Source organism: Herbaspirillum rhizosphaerae (assembly GCF_046025915.1).
Classification (GTDB): Bacteria; Pseudomonadota; Gammaproteobacteria; order Burkholderiales; family Burkholderiaceae_D; genus Herbaspirillum; species Herbaspirillum rhizosphaerae_A.
Genome location: NZ_JAQQFR010000002.1, coordinates 315945 through 335334, shown reverse-complemented (window position 1 = coordinate 335334; position 19390 = coordinate 315945). Strand labels below are relative to the sequence as shown.

The following is a 19390-nucleotide window of genomic DNA, read 5'->3' as shown; positions in this document are numbered from 1 at the left end:
TGCGGCGACGCATCGTAAAACATAGAGGTATTCGACCGGTAGCCGGAACACCCGCCGCAAGCAGCAAATCAGTCGGTTTCGCTGACGCTTTGATAGACAAATGCTGACAAAATGAGGCGATCCCTTGCCGACACGTCAATGAACTCCAAGCCGTACTTGGCATAGTTCGGATCGCTGTCCGCCTCCACCGTACGCAATACGATGTCCAGATCCAGGCCCCTATCTTCACCGGCAACATTGATGATGAATTTGAGACGCCCCTTGGCATCCTTGGTGCATCCGAGAAAGCTACTGACGCCGGATACACCGCCAACACTCAAATCGAGCAGATTGAGAGCAGCGGGCGATGCCGAACCAATCGTCAGAAAGGCGTCGACATCCACTTCGACGCGTGCATCCTGGCGGATGACCGTGCAGCGCACTTCGCGTGGGCAAGACAGGTGCAAATAAGGATAGGGAAGATTCTGGTACTTGAGCACGCTAGAGGCGAATGCATAAGCACGTCGCCCGGACAAGGCGCGCACCACGACGATCTGCCCGTCACGCAAATGCATGTATTTGCCATCTTTGACCGGCGCTGAAACCAGTACGCTTTTACCGGCCAGACTGCCCATCAGGCTGATGTTGTAGCGAACGTCGGGCGCTTCCTTGAGTTGCAACGATAAGGCGTCACCGATGCGCCAACGCACATCGTCCATCGTGACGATGCTTTCTTGCCCACGACTTGGCGCAGGCGGGCGCAAGCCTTTGGAGCGGCGACGTTTTTGCAGTACGTCGCGCGATTGCGGCAAGGGCACCGAGTCGGTATCGGGTTCGCTTCCCCATTTTTCGTTGCGAAACAGGCCGTGCTCCAGCAAGCCATCGAGCTGACCTTGTGTTTCCACCATGCTGCCGCGTGCCAGCAGCAAATCGCCTGCTTCGTTATAAATCGGCCACGGCGCACGCTGCCCGACAATGAGTTCGCTGGCTCGTACCGGTACCAACGCGGTGGATGCGCTTAAACTTGCCATGCCTATCCTCTGTATGGGTTGTTCACCATGCAGATCGCTTCAATGCGATCGTTGTCTCTGGATTCGATCAAGATTCGTCGGCGGCAGCTGCCAGCTCTGCGCGACGAATGAAAAATTCTTCTACCGCCGCGATGTCACGCGTACGTTTGAACGGTGGCAAACTCTGCCAGATGCGTCGGCCATATCCCTTGGAAATCAGGCGCGGATCGCAAATCATCAATACGCCTTGATCACTCTCATCTCGAATCAGACGACCGGCGCCCTGCTTCAGATTGATGATTGCAGACGGCAGCTGATGATGCATGAATCCATTCAATCCTTTTTTCTCCAACTCAGCAATCCGCGCTGCCAACACCGGATCGTCGGGAGGAGAAAACGGCAGCTTGTCGATGATCACCAAGGACAACGCATCGCCGCGCACGTCAACGCCTTCCCAGAAACTCTGGCTGCCGATCAGTACGCCGTTACCCGACGCGCGGAAACGATCCAGCAACTCAGTCCGTCCCGCTTCGCCTTGCACCATCAATGGGAAAGGCAGTCCGCGCGTTTCGAACTCTTCACGCAAACGCTCCGCCGCACGATTGACGGCACGTATCGTCGTGCACAGCAGGAAGGTACGCCCGCCCGCAGCAATAATCGCCGGTAACGCGGCGTCAATCACCGCGTCAGTGTACTCATACGAATTGGGTTGCGGCAGGTTGTTCGGAACGTAGAGCAAGCCTTGCTGCTCGTAGTCGAACGGACTCGGCCAGGATTGCGCCGGCTCGTCCCACAAACCCATCTGCGAGGTGTAATGCGTGAAATCATTCTTCACCGCCAGCGTCGCCGAGGTAAAGATCCAGGCGCGCGGCACGCCTTCGCGCTGCTTATTGAAAATCGGCGCAATCGATAGTGGCGTGCGATGCAGCTGCAGCGACGAGGTGAAGGCCTCAACCCATAGCACATAGGTCTGCCCGTCCTCGCTGGCGGCTTTATCTTGCGCACCGTTCCAGTTATCGAGCTGGCTCGATAACTCGATGGCGCGGGTGCGGCATTGCTCGATGGTTTCCGCGCGCTCGGCCTGCTTTTCCAACACGGCGATCATGTCGTCCATGTTGTCGCGTAAAGTTTCCAGCGCCGGAAAGAAGACACTCGACGGTGCGATCTGACTGACCGCCAAGCGCACGATATCTTCCGGGAAAGCCAATCGCAGATCGCGTGCGGCCTTCTCCACCGGCGACACCACTTTGGCCCAGTCGGCACCATCACGCGCGTGCGAAAGACCTTCTGCCAGCACATCGCGACACAGTTCCAGCACTTGCGACGTCGACACGGTATCGCCGAAGAACATCGTCGCAGTTTCCGGCAGTTGATGCGCTTCGTCGAAGATCACGGTATTGGCAGTCGGCAGCAACTCAGCCACGCCAGTGTCCTTGAGAGCGACATCGGCAAAGAATAGATGGTGATTCACGACGACGATATCCGCCTGTTGCGCTTCCTTGCGCGCCTTCATGACGAAACAATCCTGATAGTACTGACACTCCGCACCGAAGCAGGTATCCCGCGTTGATGTGACCAGATTCCAGATCAGCGCCGTCTCAGGCACCTTGGATAATTCGGCCTTGTCGCCGGACGATGTCGTCTTCATGAAACGCGAAATCTCACGCAGATAACCGACGTCATCTCGCGAGGTCATGCGGCCGTTTTGCAGCGTGCGTTCGAGATGAAAATGACAGACGTAGTTGGAGCGGCCCTTCAGCAAGGCAACCGATACCGGTGCACTCAAGGCTTTGCGCACTGTGGGGATGTCGCGTAAATACAGTTGATCCTGCAAGTTCTTGGTGCCGGTCGACACGATGACTTTGCCGCCCCAGAGCAAGGCTGGAACCAGATAGGCAAAAGTCTTGCCGGTGCCGGTGCCAGCCTCTGCAATCAGCGTGCGCTGACCGGCAATGGCATCGGCAATGGCCTTGGCCATTTCAGTTTGCGAATGGCGTGGGCGGTAACTACCTACCTGGCCACCCAATGGGCCACCTGCGCCAAAAAGCTGCTCAACCTCGGCATCATGGATACCATGTGGAACGGGTGCTGCGGTATCTTCGATGGAACTCACTGACTTACGCCTGTAAAGAGGTTAACCGGACAACAAGGAAAATGAATAAAAGCGCTGCCGATTCATCCCTCGGACAGCTTCCGGCAAAATTTACCGTTCAGGCGTTCTGCGGAGCGTTCGTCGACACCAGCTTTAGCGCAGCGGCAAAGCCTAAGCGATCAGCAAGCAATTGAAAATAGTCCGACTGGAATCCAATTGGGTCAGGCTGGAATATCGGGAGTTAATTGCATTTTCAGCAACACAATATGATCTTTCAATTGCAGCTTGCGCTTCTTCAAACGACGCAATTGTAATTCCTCATGACGAGTTTCATGCGAGAGCATGTCGATCACCGCATCCAGGTCACGATGTTCGACTTCCAATTCGATAATACGGCGCTGTATATCTTCGCGGTGCGTCATGGTCATGGTGGCTTCTATTGCAAAATCGACAACAACTGCAAGCAATCGCTGCCAAGGGAAAGAACTGTTGACAGTGTAATCCACCTGCCATGGGTCAACAATCGCTGCCGGCGTTGACCGGCGGCATGGATCGTTTATTTGGATGGTGTTGTTGCCGGCGAAACAGGCAAACCAGGAGTAACCGCAGGTGCAGGTGCAACGGCGGGCGTCTGCTGTTTGGCGGCGCGCTCGCGTTCCTTCTCGGCTTTCTTGGCCTCGACTTCTTTGCGGTGTACTTCCGCTTGTTTTACTTTGTCCTTGTAAGCTTGCTCATTGGCTGCGCGTTGAGGTGCTTTGGCAGCTTCTTCCGCCTGAGTCTTGCGCACTTGTGCCTCATGCGCTTTCACACGCACATCGGCCTGGCCTTCAGCCTGGGTCTCGCGTTCCACTACCTGCTTTTGCTTGGCGGCGCTCTCCTGAATCTTTCTGGCGGAGGCAGCCGATTTTTCTTTTTGATCCTGTGCGCGGCGTGCTGCGTCTTGCTCGTCCTTCGCATGCTGTTCGGCCAGCGACTTGTCGCGATCATCCGCTTTCGCTTGACGTTTGTAGGCGTTCGCTTCAACTTCAACGTCACGCACCTGTCTCACGGCGACGCGATTACGCTCCTTCGCTGCTTCCAGGCAAGAAGCTACAAAAAACTTCTTGTAGCAGGCGCGCTGCTCGTCAATGTATTGATCGTTGATGACCTGACGCTCTTTATCTGCCTCAAGGAGAATCTCATCGGCAGCATCGGTCGACTGGATAGAGCCGGTCGGGTAGCGCTGATCGAACGTCGGCTGGCCCGGCGTTCCATACGCCTGCTCTGCCGCCTGTGCCGTCGACATGGAAAACGGCAGCAAGGCCAGCAAACCGAGCGCACAGGTCACCACCCGGCGGGACGAATATTCAAAAAATAATTGCATGTAACCCTTATCCATATTCAAGCAAGCTTATCGGCGGCCAGACGGCGCTCGGAATCCATGTATTCGCGCGATTGCATTTCAATGATACGTGAAACCGTGCGGTGGAACTCATTTGACAGTGTGCCGGCGGTGTAAAGCTCTTCCGGTTCAACCTCTGCTGACATGATCAGCTTGACCTTGTGGTCGTAGAACACGTCGATCAACCAGGTGAAGCGGCGCGCCTCAGAGGACATCGCCGCCGACATGCGCGGGATACCGGACAAGATCACGGTCTGAAAACGACTGGCGATTTCCAGATAGTCGTTCTGCGAGCGGGGACCGCCGCACAGGGTTGCGAAGTCGAACCAGATCGCGCTGCCGGCGCGGCGCAGCGCCCGGATTTCGCGGGCCTCGATGTGGACGCGGGTGTCTTCGTCGGCGGTCTCCGCAACGGCGGCGAAGGCGTCGCGCAGCTCGCTGTCGGTCTTGGCATTGAGCGGCGAATGATAGATCTTGACCTGCTCCAGCGCGCGCTTACGATAGTCCACGCCGGCGTCGATGTTCATCACATCCAGTTTGTCGTTGAGCAGTTTGATGGTCGGCAGCATACGATCACGATGTAGACCATCCGGATACAACGTGTCCGGTTTGTAATTCGACGTCATGATGAACGACACACCGTTGTCGAACAAGCCGCCCAGCAAGTTGTACAAAATCATCGCGTCGGCGATATCGGAGACGTGGAACTCGTCGAAGCAAATCAGGCGGTATTTCTTCGCGATGCGGCGCGCAACTTCATCCAGTGGATTGGCGATACCCTTGAGTTCATCAAGCTGACGATGCACGTCGCGCATGAATTCATGGAAGTGCAGACGCGTCTTGCGCACCACCGGCACGACCGAATAGAAGCTGTCCATGAGAAAGGATTTCCCGCGCCCCACTCCACCCCACATGTACACGCCACGCGGCACATCAGGGCGATTGATCAGCCGCTTGAAGGTGCTGGAGCGCTGCGATTTGAACGCGACCCACTCTTCATACGCGCGCTGCAGACGATCGATCGCGCGTTGCTGTGCTTCGTCTGATGTAAAACCACGCTCGCTTAGCGCATGATCGTAGAATTGGCGGACATCCATGGTTGATCTTTATTTTTTAATTCGCGTCATCCGGAGCATCCGGGATGGCCGACTTTGTGAAAACAGCAACTACCAAAACAAAAATGGGCGAGCCAGGCTCGCCCATCGATGATGACCGGAGTTTACCAGTAAAGGTAAACCCGATTCATCAGAAGTTCAGCGCGCGCTTGTCGACTGCCAGTGCGGCTTCCTTCGTTGCTTCGGACAACGATGGGTGAGCGTGGCAGATACGTGCGATGTCTTCAGCGGATGCACGGAATTCCATCGCCACGACGGCTTCGGAAATCAGTTCCGATGCCATTGGGCCAACGATGTGCACACCGAGGATTTCGTCGGTCGTCGCATCCGCCAGGAACTTGACCATACCCGATGTATCGCCCAGTGCGCGTGCACGGCCGTTTGCCAGGAATGGGAAAGTCCCGGCCTTGTAAGCAACGCCGTCAGCCTTCAGTTGCTGCTCAGTCTTGCCGACCCAAGCGATTTCCGGTGACGTGTAGATGACCCAAGGGATGGTGTTGAAGTTGACGTGACCGTGTTGGCCGGCGATACGTTCGGCAACGGCAACGCCTTCTTCTTCCGCCTTGTGTGCCAGCATCGGGCCGCGCACAACGTCGCCCACTGCCCACACGTTCGGCAGGTTGGTCTTGCAGTCGCCGTCAACGGCGATGAAGCCACGCTCGTCCAGCTTCAGGCCAACACCTTCAGCATTCAGACCGGTGGTGTTAGGGGTACGACCGATCGAAACGATCAGCTTGTCGAATACGGCCTTTTGCGCATTGCCCTTGTCGTCGGTGTAGTCAACAGTAACGTCTTTTTTACCGGCCTTGATGTCACCGATCTTGACGCCCAGATTCACGACCAGACCTTGCTTGGCCAGCAGCTTTTGCGCTTCCTTGGCGATTTGTTCGTCGACTGCACCCAGGAATGTCGGCAGGGCTTCCAGCACGGTGACTTCTGCACCGAGACGACGCCAGACCGAACCCATTTCCAGACCAATCACGCCGGCACCGATAACGCCCAGCTTCTTTGGTACTTCAGTGATCGCCAGTGCGCCGGTATTCGACAGGATCAGCTCTTCATCAAAAGGAGAACCTGGCAATGCGCGGGCATTCGAGCCGGTTGCGACGATGACTTGCTTGGCAGTGATCGACTCTTCCGTTGCGCCGGCAACCTTGATTTCGTAGCCGTTGGCGTCGCCCTTGACGAAGCTGCCACGACCGTGGAAGAAGGTGACCTTGTTCTTCTTGAACAGGTACAGGATGCCGTCGTTGTTTTGCTTGACGACAGTGTTCTTGCGACCCAGCATTTGCGGCAGATTCAGGCTCAGACCTTTGACGTCGATACCGTGATCCTTGAACGCATGACCTGCATGCTCGTAGTGCTCGGACGATTGGAGGAGTGCCTTCGAAGGAATACAACCGACGTTGGTGCAAGTGCCACCCGGTGCAGGGCCGCCCTTTTCGTTTTTCCACTCATCGATACACGCAGTGTTGAAACCCAGTTGTGCTGCGCGAATTGCAGCGATGTAGCCACCAGGGCCGCCGCCGATGACGACCACGTCAAAATTTTTGCTCATAGTTTTATCCTAGTGCGTTTTTGAATGTGCACAGACCGATTACGATCCGGCACCAATGCAAAAGAGAAAAAAGGCGCCGAGAGAACAGAGGGGCGATGATCCGGCTTCTCTGTTTTCCCTGCGCCTTATTTCAAGTCCTGATGATTAGAGGTCCAACAGCAAGCGTGCTGGATCTTCCAGCGCTTCCTTGATCGCGACCAGGCTCAGGACGGCTTCGCGGCCGTCGATGATGCGGTGATCGTAGGACAGCGCAAAGTAGTTCATCGGACGAATCACGATCTGACCGTTTTCAACCACAGCGCGATCCTTGGTGGCGTGAATGCCCAGAATCGCCGATTGCGGTGGGTTGATGATCGGTGTCGACAGCATAGAACCGAAGGTACCGCCATTGGACACAGTGAAGGTACCGCCGGTCATTTCTTCGATCGACAGCTTGCCGTCCTTGGCTTTTTGACCGAATTCACCGATCTTCTTTTCGATGTCGGCGATCGACAATTGATCCGCGTCACGCAGAACCGGAACCACCAGACCGCGTGGCGAACCGACTGCAACGCCGACGTCGAAGTAACCGTGGTAGACGATATCGTTGCCATCAACCGAAGCGTTGACGATCGGGTACTTTTTCAGTGCATGAACCACTGCCTTGACGAAGAAGGACATGAAGCCCAGCTTGACGCCGTGTTCTTTTTCAAACTTGTCCTTGTACTTGGCGCGCAGGTCCAGCACAGGTTGCATGTTGACTTCGTTGAAAGTCGTCAGGATCGCGTTGGTTGCTTGCGATTGCAGCAGACGCTCAGCCACACGTGCGCGCAGGCGGCTCATTGGGACGCGCTCTTCAGGACGATTTTCCAGGCTTGGCTTGCCAGGAGCGGAAACTTGTTGCAGAGCAGGCTTGGCGGCGGCAGCTGCAGGAGCAGCAGCCTTCGGCGTTGCCAGGGAAGCCAGCACATCACCCTTGGTGACGCGACCGTCTTTACCTGTGCCCGACACTTGCGATGTCGACATGTTGTTGTCTGCCAGGATCTTGGCAGCGGCAGGCATGGCAACGTTGGACTTGTTGGCCAGCTCGGGAGCAGCAACCGGGGTTGGTTCGTTGGTCGATTGCGGTGCAGGAGCAGCCTTGATTTCCAGCGGGCTCACTTGCGCGGATGCGTCGGTGTCCAGAATCGCGATGATTTCACCGGCGACCACGGTCGAACCGTCGGCCTTGATGATTTGGGTGATGACGCCTGCTTCAGGTGCCGGCAATTCCAGCACGACTTTGTCAGTTTCTACGTCGATCAGGTTTTCGTCGCGTGCGACGGCTTCGCCCACTTTTTTATGCCATTGCAGCAGCGTCGCTTCTGCAACGGATTCTGATAATTGTGGGACTTTTACTTCGATTTGTGCCATGTAACTTCTCCGATTCGGGTTATTCAATAAACATCAGCGCGCATCGCCCTCGCGATGCGCGCCGTGCAAGATCTGATTACTTAGTCAGGACAAAGCCTTTGAGCTTCGAGAACGCGGTGTCGATCAGCGCCTTTTGTTGCGCATAGTGCTTGTCGTAATAACCGACCGCTGGCGATGCGCTGGCTGGACGACCTGCGTAAGCAAGCTTTTGACCGTCAGTCAGATTTTCAAAGATGTTGTGCTGGATTTGCAGCCATGCACCTTGGTTTTGAGGCTCGTCCTGAGTCCAGACCAATTCCTGGAAGTTCGGGAATTGTTTGAGCGCAGCAGCAAATGCCTTGTGCGGGAACGGATACAGTTGTTCGACACGGATGATTGCTGTGTCGGACTGTCCGCGTTCCTTGCGAGCGTTGACCAGATCGTAGTAGACCTTGCCGGAGCAAGCGATAACGCGCTTGACCTTCTTGGCGTCAATCTTGTCATCCAGTTCAGGAATAACAGTCTGGAACGAACCCTTGGCCAGATCGGACAGCGGCGAACCGGCATCCTTGTTACGCAGCAGCGACTTCGGTGTCAGGATGATCAGTGGCTTGCGGAACAAGCGGATCATCTGACGGCGCAGCAAGTGGAAAATCTGCGCAGCAGTAGTCGGCTGAACAACTTGCATGTTGTTGTCCGCGCACAGCTGGAGGTAACGCTCCAGACGAGCCGACGAGTGCTCAGGACCCTGGCCTTCGTAACCGTGCGGCAGCATTTGCACCAGACCCGATGCACGACCCCACTTCACTTCGCCGGAGCTGATGAATTGGTCCATCACGACTTGCGCGCCGTTGGCGAAGTCACCGAACTGGGCTTCCCAGATAGTCAGCGTGTTTGGCTCAGCAGTCGAGTAGCCGTATTCAAAGCCCAACACCGCTTCTTCGGACAACACGGAGTCAATCACGGTGAAGGTCGATTGATTTTCGGCGACGTTTTGCAGCGGAATATAAGTACCGGCATCCCAACGCTCACGGTTCTGATCATGCAACACTGCATGGCGGTGAACGAAGGTACCGCGACCGGCATCCTGACCTGTCAGGCGAATTGCATAACCCGAAGCAACCAGCGAAGCGTAGGCCAGATGTTCGCCCATACCCCAGTCGAGATTCAAATCACCACGACCCATTGCAGCACGATCGTTGATGACCTTCTCAACCAGTGCGTGCGCCTTGAAGCCTTCCGGGATTGTGGTGATGCGTGTTGCCAAGCGTTTCAGTTCTGCGAGCGGCACTGCGGTATCTGCAGCGTCGGTCCACTTGCGATTCAGGAACGGCAGCCAGTCGACGGCGTACTTGCTCTTGAAGTTGGTGATGACTGGATCAACAGTATGCTTGCCGGCGTCCATCGCATCGCGGAAGGCCTTGACCATGACATCACCGCCGTCGGCCGGGATGGTGCCTTGTGCAGCCAGCTTCTCGGCGTACAGCTTGCGTGTGCCTGGATGTTGCGCGATCTTCTTGTACATCAGCGGCTGTGTCAGCGCTGGCGTATCTTGCTCGTTGTGACCCAGTTTGCGGAAGCAGATGATGTCGACAACGATGTCCTTCTTGAACTGCATGCGGTAGTCGACCGCGATTTGCGTAGCGAACACGACGGCTTCAGGATCATCGCCGTTGACGTGCAGCACAGGCGCTTCGATCATCTTGACGACGTCCGAGCAGTACAGTGTCGAACGGGAGTCACGTGGATCTGAAGTAGTGAAACCGATCTGATTGTTGATCACGATATGCACGGTACCGCCAGTACCGTAACCGCGAGTCTGCGCCAGATTCAGCGTTTCCATCACAACGCCCTGACCTGCAAACGCCGCATCACCGTGAACCAGAATCGGCAGCACTTGCGAGCCGTCCTTGTCGCCGCGACGATCCATACGCGCCTTGACCGAACCTTCAACCACAGGGTTGACGATTTCCAGGTGGGACGGGTTGAACGCCAGCGACAGGTGGACCGGGCCGCCTGGGGTGCTGATGTCGGACGAGAAACCTTGGTGGTACTTGACGTCGCCGGCAGGCAGGTCGTCAGCGTGATGACCTTCAAACTCGGAGAACAGTTCTTGTGGAGTCTTGCCCAGTGTGTTGACCAGGACGTTCAGACGACCGCGGTGGGCCATACCGATAACGATTTCCTGAACGCCCTTTTCACCGGCGCGCTGGATGGTTTCATCCAGGGAGGCGATAAAGCTTTCTCCGCCTTCGAGCGAGAAACGCTTTTGACCGACGTATTTGGTGTGGAGGTAACGCTCCAGGCCTTCGGCCGCGGTCAGGCGGTCGAGGATGTGCTTTTTCTTCTCAGTCGAGAATTGCGGCAAAGCGCGTGTCGGCTCCAGACGTTCCTGGATCCAGCGCACTTCGGTCGGGTCGCTGATGTAAGTGAATTCGGCACCGATCGAACGGCAGTAGGTATCGCGCAGCGACTGCAGCAGATCGCGCAGGGATGCAGTTTCGCCACCGAAGTAGGTATTGCTGATATTGAACACGATGTCCATATCAGAATCGCTGAAGCCGTAGAAGCTTGGCTCCAGTTCTGGAATTGTCGGACGCTCCTGGCGTTGCAGCGGATCCAGATTCGCGTAACGCGAACCCATATCACGGTAGCCGGCGATCAGTTGTGTTGCAGCGACGCGCTTGCGACCCATTTCGGCATCTGCGGAAGCGACGACGGTACGGATCGGGCCTTGCTTGGCGCGTTCGGCAAATGAAGCGATGACCGGTGCGTGAGCAACGTCAGGGCGATTGGAGCCATCAACTGCAGGCACATGTTGCACCGCGTCGAAATAAGCACGCCAATTGTCTGGTACGGATCCGGGATTATTAAGGTATGCCTCGTACAGTTCTTCCAAGTACGGTGCATTTCCACCAAAAAGGTAGGAATTGAGATTGTATTGCTCGTAGAGCTGAGTCATATCTGGCTCACCTTTCTTCGCGTTTCGCGAGATTAGCGGGTTAATCTAACCTTCCGCGACACGGCCTGACCGGTTAGCGGATTGCACATCAAGTTGTGGGGAAGGACCATGTCTACCTGAACTTTTTTTGAGTTATCCAGCCAGCATAGCCCGAATTATATATCCTAATTTCCAATAAAAAAGCGAATCCTGAAGATTCGCTTTTTATTTGTGTTATTTGTTGTAACCAGCGGCACGACACAGTCGTGGCCGCCGGGCAACTAACAACGATTTGATGACAGGTCGATGACAAGCCCTTCCGGGCCTGCCACCAATGACATCAATTAACGCTTGTCGATAGCCGGAACGTCGCGCTTTTCGGAGCCGACGAACAATTGACGTGGACGACCGATCTTTTGTTCCGGATCGGAGATCATTTCGTTCCATTGAGCGATCCAGCCCACGGTACGCGCCATGGCGAAGATGCAGGTGAACATCGAAGTCGGGATGCCCAGCGCGCGCTGAACGATACCGGAGTAGAAGTCGACGTTCGGGTACAGCTTGCGGGACACGAAGTAGTCGTCTTCCAACGCGATCTTTTCCAGTTCCATGGCCAGCTTGAACAATGGATCGTCATGCAGACCCAGCTCATTCAGAACTTCGTAGCAGGTTTCACGCATCAGCTTGGCGCGTGGATCGTAGTTCTTGTAGACGCGATGACCGAAGCCCATCAGCTTGACGCCGGAGTTCTTGTCCTTGACTTGCTTGATGAACTCAGGAATCTTCTCAACCGAGCCGATGCTTTCCAGCATGGTCAGTGCAGCTTCGTTGGCGCCGCCGTGAGCAGGGCCCCACAGACAAGCGATACCAGCTGCGATACAAGCGAACGGATTCGCGCCCGACGAACCGGCCAGACGGACAGTCGATGTCGATGCATTTTGCTCGTGGTCTGCGTGCAAGATCAGGATGCGGTCGAGTGCGCGCACCAACACTTCGTTGACCTTGTACTCTTCGCATGGGTTCGCGAACATCATGCGCATGAAATTAGCGCTGTACGACAGGTCGTTACGTGGGTACACGAACGGTTGGCCGATGTTGTACTTGTATGCCATTGCGACCAGAGTCGGCAGCTTGGCGATCATGCGGATCGCGGAAACATCGCGATGCACAGGATTGCTGATGTCCAGCGAGTCATGGTAGAACGCCGACAATGCGCCGACCGAACCGGTCAACACAGCCATCGGGTGAGCATCACGACGGAAGCCGCGGAAGAAGAAGTTCATTTGCTCATGCACCATGGTGTGCTGAGTCACAGTGCCGACGAATTCTTCTTTTTGTGCTGCAGTCGGCAGTTCGCCGTGCAACAACAGATAGCATGTTTCCAGGAAGTCGCAATTGACCGCCAGTTGCTCGATCGGGTAACCGCGGTACAGCAGCTCGCCCTTGTCGCCATCGATGTAGGTGATCGACGAGTTACATGCCGCAGTCGACATGAAGCCTGGGTCGTAAGTGAACTTGCCGGTGGCGCCGTACAGTTTGCGGATGTCGATGACGTCCGGACCGATCGTGCCCTTGTAGACGGGAAAATCCAGGGATGGCGTACCGTCGGAAAACGACAGGGTCGCTTTGATATCTGAGGTGGGCATAGTTCTTCCTTCAGCTGTGATGATGAATCGTTAATCAAAAATCGCAAATCAACCGCTTTAGAGCCTGTTGCAAAATGAATTCCGCTCTGCCCGCACCCTGCTCTTCAGAATGGCAGCCAACTTCACTTTGCAACAGCCTCTAATACAACGCCGGCCGCTTTTGAACCAATATTGCCAGAACTCTGGAGAACGTTCAGGCGCTACGCAATTTCTTGAGCAGGGCATGGACTTGGGGCAAGTCCACCTCTGCTTCAGGCTCCTTGCGGACAAGGAGCAAGTCCATCAGGTCGTTGTCGCCGAGATCCATCAGGCGGGAAAACGCATCGACTTCGTCGTCGCTCATGCTCTCTTCACTCGCGTCGAGAAAACGCGTCAGAATGAGATCGTTCTCCAGCAATCCACGACGGGCGCGCCAGCGCAGGCGTGCACGTTTGGCGGGGTCGTCTTGATGGCTTTGGGACATGGATTCAATTCACTTCTAAGTAGTACAACTGGTGCAGTCAGGGCAACAACATCTCGCCGTCGATCAACACAAACTTCAGCGTTTTCGGCCAAACAAGCGGACCAGCGCGAAAACACAATTCAAAGGCGGGAGTCGCCTCCCGCCTTTTCAACAACGCACTTCTTATACTGCGCGGCGAACCATCAGTTCCTTGATCTTGCCGATCGCCTTGTTCGGGTTCAGACCCTTAGGGCAGACATCGACGCAGTTCATGATGGAACGGCAACGGAACAGACGATACGGATCTTCCAGATCATCCAAACGCTGACCGGTCGCTTCATCGCGGCTGTCCGCGATGAAACGATAAGCCTGCAGCAGACCGGCAGGACCGACAAACTTGTCCGGATTCCACCAGAACGACGGGCACGATGTCGAACAGCATGCGCACAGAATGCACTCATACACGCCATCGAGCTCTTCACGCTGTTCAGGCGATTGCAGACGCTCTTTTTCAGGAGGAATGCTGTCGTTGATCAGGTAAGGTTTGATCGAATCGTATTGCTTGAAGAAGTTGGTCATGTCGACGATCAGATCGCGGATCACCGGCAAACCTGGCAACGGCTTCAGAACGATAGGCTCCGACAATTCGTTCAGGTTGGTGGTGCAGGCCAGACCGTTCTTGCCGTTGATGTTCATCGCGTCGGAACCGCACACGCCTTCACGGCAGGAGCGGCGCAGCGCCAGCGAGTCATCCACGTCGGACTTGATACGTTGCAGAGCATCCAGCAACATCTTGTCGGTTGGCTTCAACTCGACGGTCAGATCTTGCATGTACGGCTTTTCGTCCTTGTCCGGATCGTAGCGGTAGATTTTAAATTTCAGAGTACGTGTCATGTTCTGACCTTTTAGAAAGTACGTGCTTTAGGTTTAAATGTTTCGACTGTCAACGGTTGCATGTTGACTGGTTTGTAGTCGAGACGATTCCCCTCGGAAAACCACAGTGTGTGCTTCAGCCATTCGACGTCGTCGCGCTTTTCGTAATCACGATGAGCGTGCGCGCCGCGCGATTCCTTGCGGGCAGCTGCGGAAGTGATGGTTGCCTTGGCTGTTTCAATCAGATTGTCCAGCTCCAGTGCTTCAACACGTGCCGTGTTGAAGACCTTGGACTTGTCCTTGAACGAAACATGCTTGCGGCGCTCATCCAGCTCCATGATCTTTTCACGGCCTTCGTTGAGCAACTCATCGGTGCGGAACACGCCGCAGTAGTGCTGCATTGTGGCGCGAATCGAGTTGGCGACGTCTTGGACGCGTTCGGAACCAGTGCTGCTTTCCAGACGTGCCAGACGCTCCAGCGCACGGTCGGCAGCATCTGCCGGCAGATCCTGATGACTGCGATCTTGCAACTTGCTCTCGACAATGTGATTGCCGGCAGCGCGACCAAACACCACCAGATCGAGCAGCGAGTTGGTGCCAAGACGGTTGGCGCCGTGAACCGACACGCAAGCGCATTCGCCGATGGCGTACATGCCCTGTACCACGTCTTTGTACGAACCGTTCTTTGGCACAACGACCTGACCATACACGTTGGTCGGGATACCACCCATTTGATAATGGATGGTCGGCACGACGGGAATAGGCTCCTTGGTCGCATCGACGTTGGCGAACTTGTGAGCAATTTCCAGAATCGACGGCAGACGCTTTTGAATCGTGTCGGCGCCGATATGGCGCAGATCCAGCAGCACGTGATCCTTGTTTGGACCAACGCCGCGGCCTTCCTTGATTTCCTGATCCATCGAACGCGAAACGAAATCGCGCGGCGCCAGATCCTTCAGCGTCGGCGCATAGCGCTCCATGAAACGCTCACCATTGCTGTTGATCAGGATGCCGCCTTCGCCGCGCACGCCTTCAGTAATCAGCACGCCCGCACCAGCCACACCGGTCGGGTGGAACTGCCAGAATTCCATGTCTTGCAGCGGCAGACCTGCGCGCGCCGCCATACCCATACCGTCACCGGTATTGATGAAGGCGTTGGTCGATGCTGCCCAGATACGGCCTGCACCACCTGTTGCGAACAAGGTTGTCTTGGCTTGCAACATCATGACTTCGCCGGTTTCCATTTCCAGCGCGACGACACCGAGGACGGTACCTTCTTGATCACGGATGATGTCGATCGCCATCCACTCAACGAAGAAATGAGTCTTGGCGCGCACGTTGCGCTGATACAGCGTGTGCAACAGTGCGTGACCGGTACGGTCAGCTGCCGCACAGGCGCGCTGCACCGGCTTTTCACCGAAGTTTGCAGTGTGACCGCCAAACGGACGTTGATAAATCGTGCCGTCCGGATTACGGTCGAAAGGCATACCGAAGTGTTCCAGCTCGTAGACGGCTTTAGGTGCTTCGCGGCACATGAACTCGATGGCGTCCTGGTCACCCAGATAGTCCGAACCCTTGACGGTGTCGAACATGTGCCAGTACCAGTTGTCTTCCGACATGTTACCCAGCGATGCACCGATACCGCCTTGAGCAGCGACCGTGTGCGAGCGGGTCGGAAAAACTTTGGACAACACCGCAACGTTCAGACCGGCTTCAGCCAGTTGCAACGAAGCGCGCATACCGGATCCGCCGGCGCCGACGATAACCGCATCAAAGCGGCGTGTAGGGATTGTGGATTTGATAGCGGCCACGATTACATTCTCCACAAAATCTGCGCCGCCCATCCGGCACATACGATCAGCCACAGGATAGTGGCAACTTGCAACACCAGACGCACAGCGACCGGCTTGACATAATCCATCCAGATATCACGCACGCCAATCCAGGCGTGGTAGAACAAGGCCATGAAGGCTGCGAACGTCGCCATCTTGAACCACTGATGCGAGAACATTGCCGCCCAGCCGTCGTAAGAAAAACCGCTGGAAGTCAAAAAGCAAACCAGCAGCACGACGGTGTACAAAGCCATGACAACGGCGGTAGCACGCTGAGCCAGCCAGTCGCGCATGCCGTAGTGAGCGCCCACGACGAGGCGCTTCGATCCGATATTATTGTTTGCCATTTTTAGAATGCTCCGAACAGTTTCAATGCCACGACGATCACCAGCGCGATGCTGACAACCAGAACGCCGCTCGACGACTTGCGTGCGCTGTCCTTGTCCAGACCAATATGATTATCCATGATCAGGTGGCGGATGCCGGCGCAGAAGTGGTGGAGATAAGCCCAGGACAGGGCCAGAATGATCAGCTTGACGAACCAGTTGGAAGCAAAGCCCTTGAGGTAGTCGAAGGTGCCCTCGGAGAGTAGGCTGTTATCCAGCAAATACAGGATGAACGGCAACATCAGGAACAAAAACAACCCACTGACACGGTGCATGATCGACACCAGAGCAGCCAGCGGCATACGGTAACCAGCAATTTGGGTAATGTTAATGTTACGAAATTGTGGCCGTGGTGGTTTAGCGGCTTCAGACATAACAAGGTTCTCCTCAGATTTAAAACAATCCTGCAATTTTCGCCGATTTCATGAACGTTCACCAACACTTATTCTGCTTCGCAGCAAATTAGGCTTTCTCACAGACAGCAGACGGATGCGAGCAAAGGCCAGGCCTTACCCGCTAAATTTCCGATTAATTCAGCTCACTCTGATAATGGTGATTCAACGTCAAATACAAGCCACGCCGCATTTCGACAGGCTTGTCGCCGTACGTATACGAAGCGCGATCGACACTCAACAAAGGCGTTTGGGGTGGGACCCCCAGAAATCCCGCAGACTCCGGATCCGCCCCCACGGCACGAATCTGCTCTGCAGCGCGAATCATGCGTGTCCCGAATTCCGTTTCAAACAGGCCGTACAGCGGCCCTTTATATTCCATCAGACGCTCCGCGGTCAGCCCTTTGAAAATCAGACCGGGCAACCAGATATCTTCAAGTATGGTCGGAACGCCGTTAAAGGATTTTACCCGTTTGATGAAAATGACGGAGTCACCCGACTTAATATCAAGCTGGCGCGCCACTTCAGCAGGTGCGCGCATGCGCTTGACTTCAATTATCTTGTTTTCTGCGCGTTGCGGCTCGTCCACATCTGCCGTCAAGCGCAGAAAACGGAACTGCGCATGCGTTTCATGATGCGTGGCAACAAACGTACCCTTCCCCTGCCGGCGCACGACCAGATTTTCGGCTGCCAGCTCGTCAATCGCCTTGCGCACGGTCCCCTGGCTTACCTTGAAACGGCTGCCAAGCTCAACTTCGCTGGGAATCAACTCACCCGGCTTCCACTCGCCTGATTCCAGACGCTGCGTGATCAAAGCCTTGATTTGCTGATAGAGGGGACTAAAGGTAGGAGCTGCTCCAGCAACACTGGTGCCCACGCTTTGCGCGTCGCTGTTGTTTAGATTGGGCAGGCTGGAGCTCATAACCCCAAATTTGACCACAAAACCCCCACTCCCGTCCAGCTAAAACTATTGAATAAGATGTCTTATATAAGACATAAGATAGTGATTGACACACCACTTGGGCAAGCCTACACTCGCGGGCATATTCGGCGACGAGTACACCTCGAACAAACACACGCATCAACAGATCGGCTCGCACTTGCATCGACGCGCGCAACACCGGCGCGATTTGCATTGCCCGGTCTCTGCTGAAAATCGGCAAAACAAGCTGACCACGTGCGCTTTTCGACGGTATGATTACAGTCTCTATAAGAATACGAAGTAATTGCCGGCGTCTTCCGGGATGCCGACAAGAAGTCCTGAGATGGCCGCATTAAAGAAGTTCGGCTCCATTCAAGGCTTCATAGCAGCACTAAACGCTTTCTATCACCACTTTGGAGATTCAACATGGCTAAAGCCCCCAAGCGTGTTGCCGTTACCGGCGCCGCCGGTCAAATCGGTTACTCCCTTCTCTTCCGCATTGCTAACGGCGACCTGCTGGGTAAAGACCAGCCAGTAATCCTGCAGTTGCTGGAAATCCCGGATGAAAAAGCGCAAAAGGCCCTGAAGGGCGTCATCATGGAAATCGATGACTGTGCATTCCCCTTGCTGGCCGGCGTGACCGCGCACAGCGACCCGATGACAGCATTCAAGGATGCCGATATCGCCCTGCTGGTTGGTGCCCGCCCACGCGGCCCAGGCATGGAGCGCAAGGATCTGCTGGAAGCCAACGCACAAATCTTCACCGTGCAAGGCAAGGCGCTGGATGCAGTTGCTTCGCGCGACGTCAAGGTTCTGGTCGTCGGCAACCCAGCCAACACCAATGCTTACATCGCCATGAAGTCGGCACCAAACCTGCCAGCCAAGAACTTCACCGCCATGCTGCGTCTGGATCACAACCGCGCGCTGTCGCAAGTTGCGGCCAAGATCGGCCAACCGGTTTCGGCTATCGAAAAGCTGTGCGTCTGGGGCAACCACTCGCCAACCATGTACGCCGACTACCGTTTCGCGACAGCAGACGGCAAGCCAGTCAAGGATCTGATCAACGATCAGGTCTGGAACAAGGATACTTTCCTGCCAACAGTCGGCAAGCGCGGCGCAGCGATCATCGAAGCACGCGGTCTGTCCTCGGCAGCTTCGGCAGCCAATGCAGCGATCGATCACGTGCATGACTGGATCCTGGGCACCAACGGCAAGTGGACCACCATGGGTGTTCCATCGGACGGCTCCTACGGCATCCCTGAAGGCACCATGTTCGGCTTCCCGGTCACTACCGAGAACGGCGAATACAAGATCGTCCAAGGCCTCGAAATCGACGAATTCTCCCAAGAGCGCATCAACATCACGCTCAAGGAATTGTCGGAAGAGCGCGAAGGCGTCAAACACCTGGTCGGCTAATTGACCAGCACGCGGCGGGCTCATACAGCCGCCG

The 19390-nt window shown here is 55.6% G+C and carries 16 protein-coding genes; 1 reads left to right on the top strand and 15 read right to left on the bottom strand.

Annotation, left to right across the window (positions count from 1 at the left end):
- Window positions 1-68: 68 nt before the first annotated feature.
- The 15 genes from PQR63_RS04140 to PQR63_RS04070 form a co-directional block, all read right to left on the bottom strand.
- Window positions 69-1010: a flagellar brake protein gene (locus tag PQR63_RS04140; RefSeq protein WP_408165869.1), complete on the bottom strand. Its 942-nt coding sequence runs from the start codon at window positions 1008-1010 to the stop codon at window positions 69-71.
- 67 nt (window positions 1011-1077) lie between these two features.
- Entirely contained in the window at window positions 1078-3102 is a 2025-nt protein-coding gene (gene yoaA, locus PQR63_RS04135) for a DNA repair helicase YoaA (RefSeq protein ID WP_408165867.1), read from the bottom strand.
- A 200-nt stretch (window positions 3103-3302) separates the two neighbouring features.
- The gene (locus PQR63_RS04130) at window positions 3303-3509 is read right to left on the bottom strand and encodes a YdcH family protein (protein ID WP_198361807.1); all 207 of its coding nucleotides are present in this window, start codon (window positions 3507-3509) and stop codon (window positions 3303-3305) included.
- A gap of 128 nt (window positions 3510-3637) precedes the next feature.
- Window positions 3638-4444, bottom strand: coding sequence for a hypothetical protein (locus tag PQR63_RS04125; RefSeq protein ID WP_408165865.1), 807 nt, complete (start codon window positions 4442-4444; stop codon window positions 3638-3640).
- Window positions 4445-4461: 17 nt separating this feature from the next.
- Complete coding sequence (zapE, locus tag PQR63_RS04120; protein ID WP_408165863.1) at window positions 4462-5559, bottom strand: cell division protein ZapE; 1098 nt, start codon at window positions 5557-5559, stop codon at window positions 4462-4464.
- Window positions 5560-5707: 148 nt separating this feature from the next.
- Entirely contained in the window at window positions 5708-7135 is a 1428-nt protein-coding gene (lpdA, locus tag PQR63_RS04115) for a dihydrolipoyl dehydrogenase (RefSeq protein WP_408165861.1), read from the bottom strand.
- 144 nt (window positions 7136-7279) lie between these two features.
- Entirely contained in the window at window positions 7280-8527 is a 1248-nt protein-coding gene (odhB, locus tag PQR63_RS04110; protein ID WP_408165860.1) for a 2-oxoglutarate dehydrogenase complex dihydrolipoyllysine-residue succinyltransferase, read from the bottom strand.
- Between the two features lie 76 nt (window positions 8528-8603).
- Complete coding sequence (locus PQR63_RS04105) at window positions 8604-11468, bottom strand: 2-oxoglutarate dehydrogenase E1 component (RefSeq protein ID WP_408165858.1); 2865 nt, start codon at window positions 11466-11468, stop codon at window positions 8604-8606.
- 323 nt (window positions 11469-11791) lie between these two features.
- Window positions 11792-13093: a citrate synthase gene (gltA, locus tag PQR63_RS04100; RefSeq protein ID WP_408165856.1), complete on the bottom strand. Its 1302-nt coding sequence runs from the start codon at window positions 13091-13093 to the stop codon at window positions 11792-11794.
- Window positions 13094-13286: 193 nt separating this feature from the next.
- Window positions 13287-13556, bottom strand: coding sequence for an FAD assembly factor SdhE (locus tag PQR63_RS04095; protein WP_408165854.1), 270 nt, complete (start codon window positions 13554-13556; stop codon window positions 13287-13289).
- Between the two features lie 162 nt (window positions 13557-13718).
- Entirely contained in the window at window positions 13719-14429 is a 711-nt protein-coding gene (locus tag PQR63_RS04090) for a succinate dehydrogenase iron-sulfur subunit (RefSeq protein WP_007876492.1), read from the bottom strand.
- An 11-nt stretch (window positions 14430-14440) separates the two neighbouring features.
- The gene (sdhA, locus tag PQR63_RS04085; RefSeq protein WP_408165852.1) at window positions 14441-16219 is read right to left on the bottom strand and encodes a succinate dehydrogenase flavoprotein subunit; all 1779 of its coding nucleotides are present in this window, start codon (window positions 16217-16219) and stop codon (window positions 14441-14443) included.
- Between the two features lie 2 nt (window positions 16220-16221).
- Window positions 16222-16587 carry a succinate dehydrogenase, hydrophobic membrane anchor protein gene (sdhD, locus tag PQR63_RS04080; protein ID WP_050477247.1) on the bottom strand — a complete coding sequence of 122 codons (366 nt, stop codon included), beginning with the start codon at window positions 16585-16587 and terminating at the stop codon, window positions 16222-16224.
- Between the two features lie 2 nt (window positions 16588-16589).
- On the bottom strand, window positions 16590-17000 hold the full coding sequence (sdhC, locus tag PQR63_RS04075; protein ID WP_050477248.1) for a succinate dehydrogenase, cytochrome b556 subunit: 411 nt from the start codon (window positions 16998-17000) through the stop codon (window positions 16590-16592).
- 154 nt (window positions 17001-17154) lie between these two features.
- Entirely contained in the window at window positions 17155-17940 is a 786-nt protein-coding gene (locus tag PQR63_RS04070) for a GntR family transcriptional regulator (protein WP_094563385.1), read from the bottom strand.
- Window positions 17941-18366: 426 nt separating this feature from the next.
- Between PQR63_RS04070 and PQR63_RS04065 the strand changes: the two genes are divergently transcribed.
- Window positions 18367-19356, top strand: coding sequence for a malate dehydrogenase (locus PQR63_RS04065; RefSeq protein WP_007876481.1), 990 nt, complete (start codon window positions 18367-18369; stop codon window positions 19354-19356).
- Window positions 19357-19390: the final 34 nt, after the last annotated feature.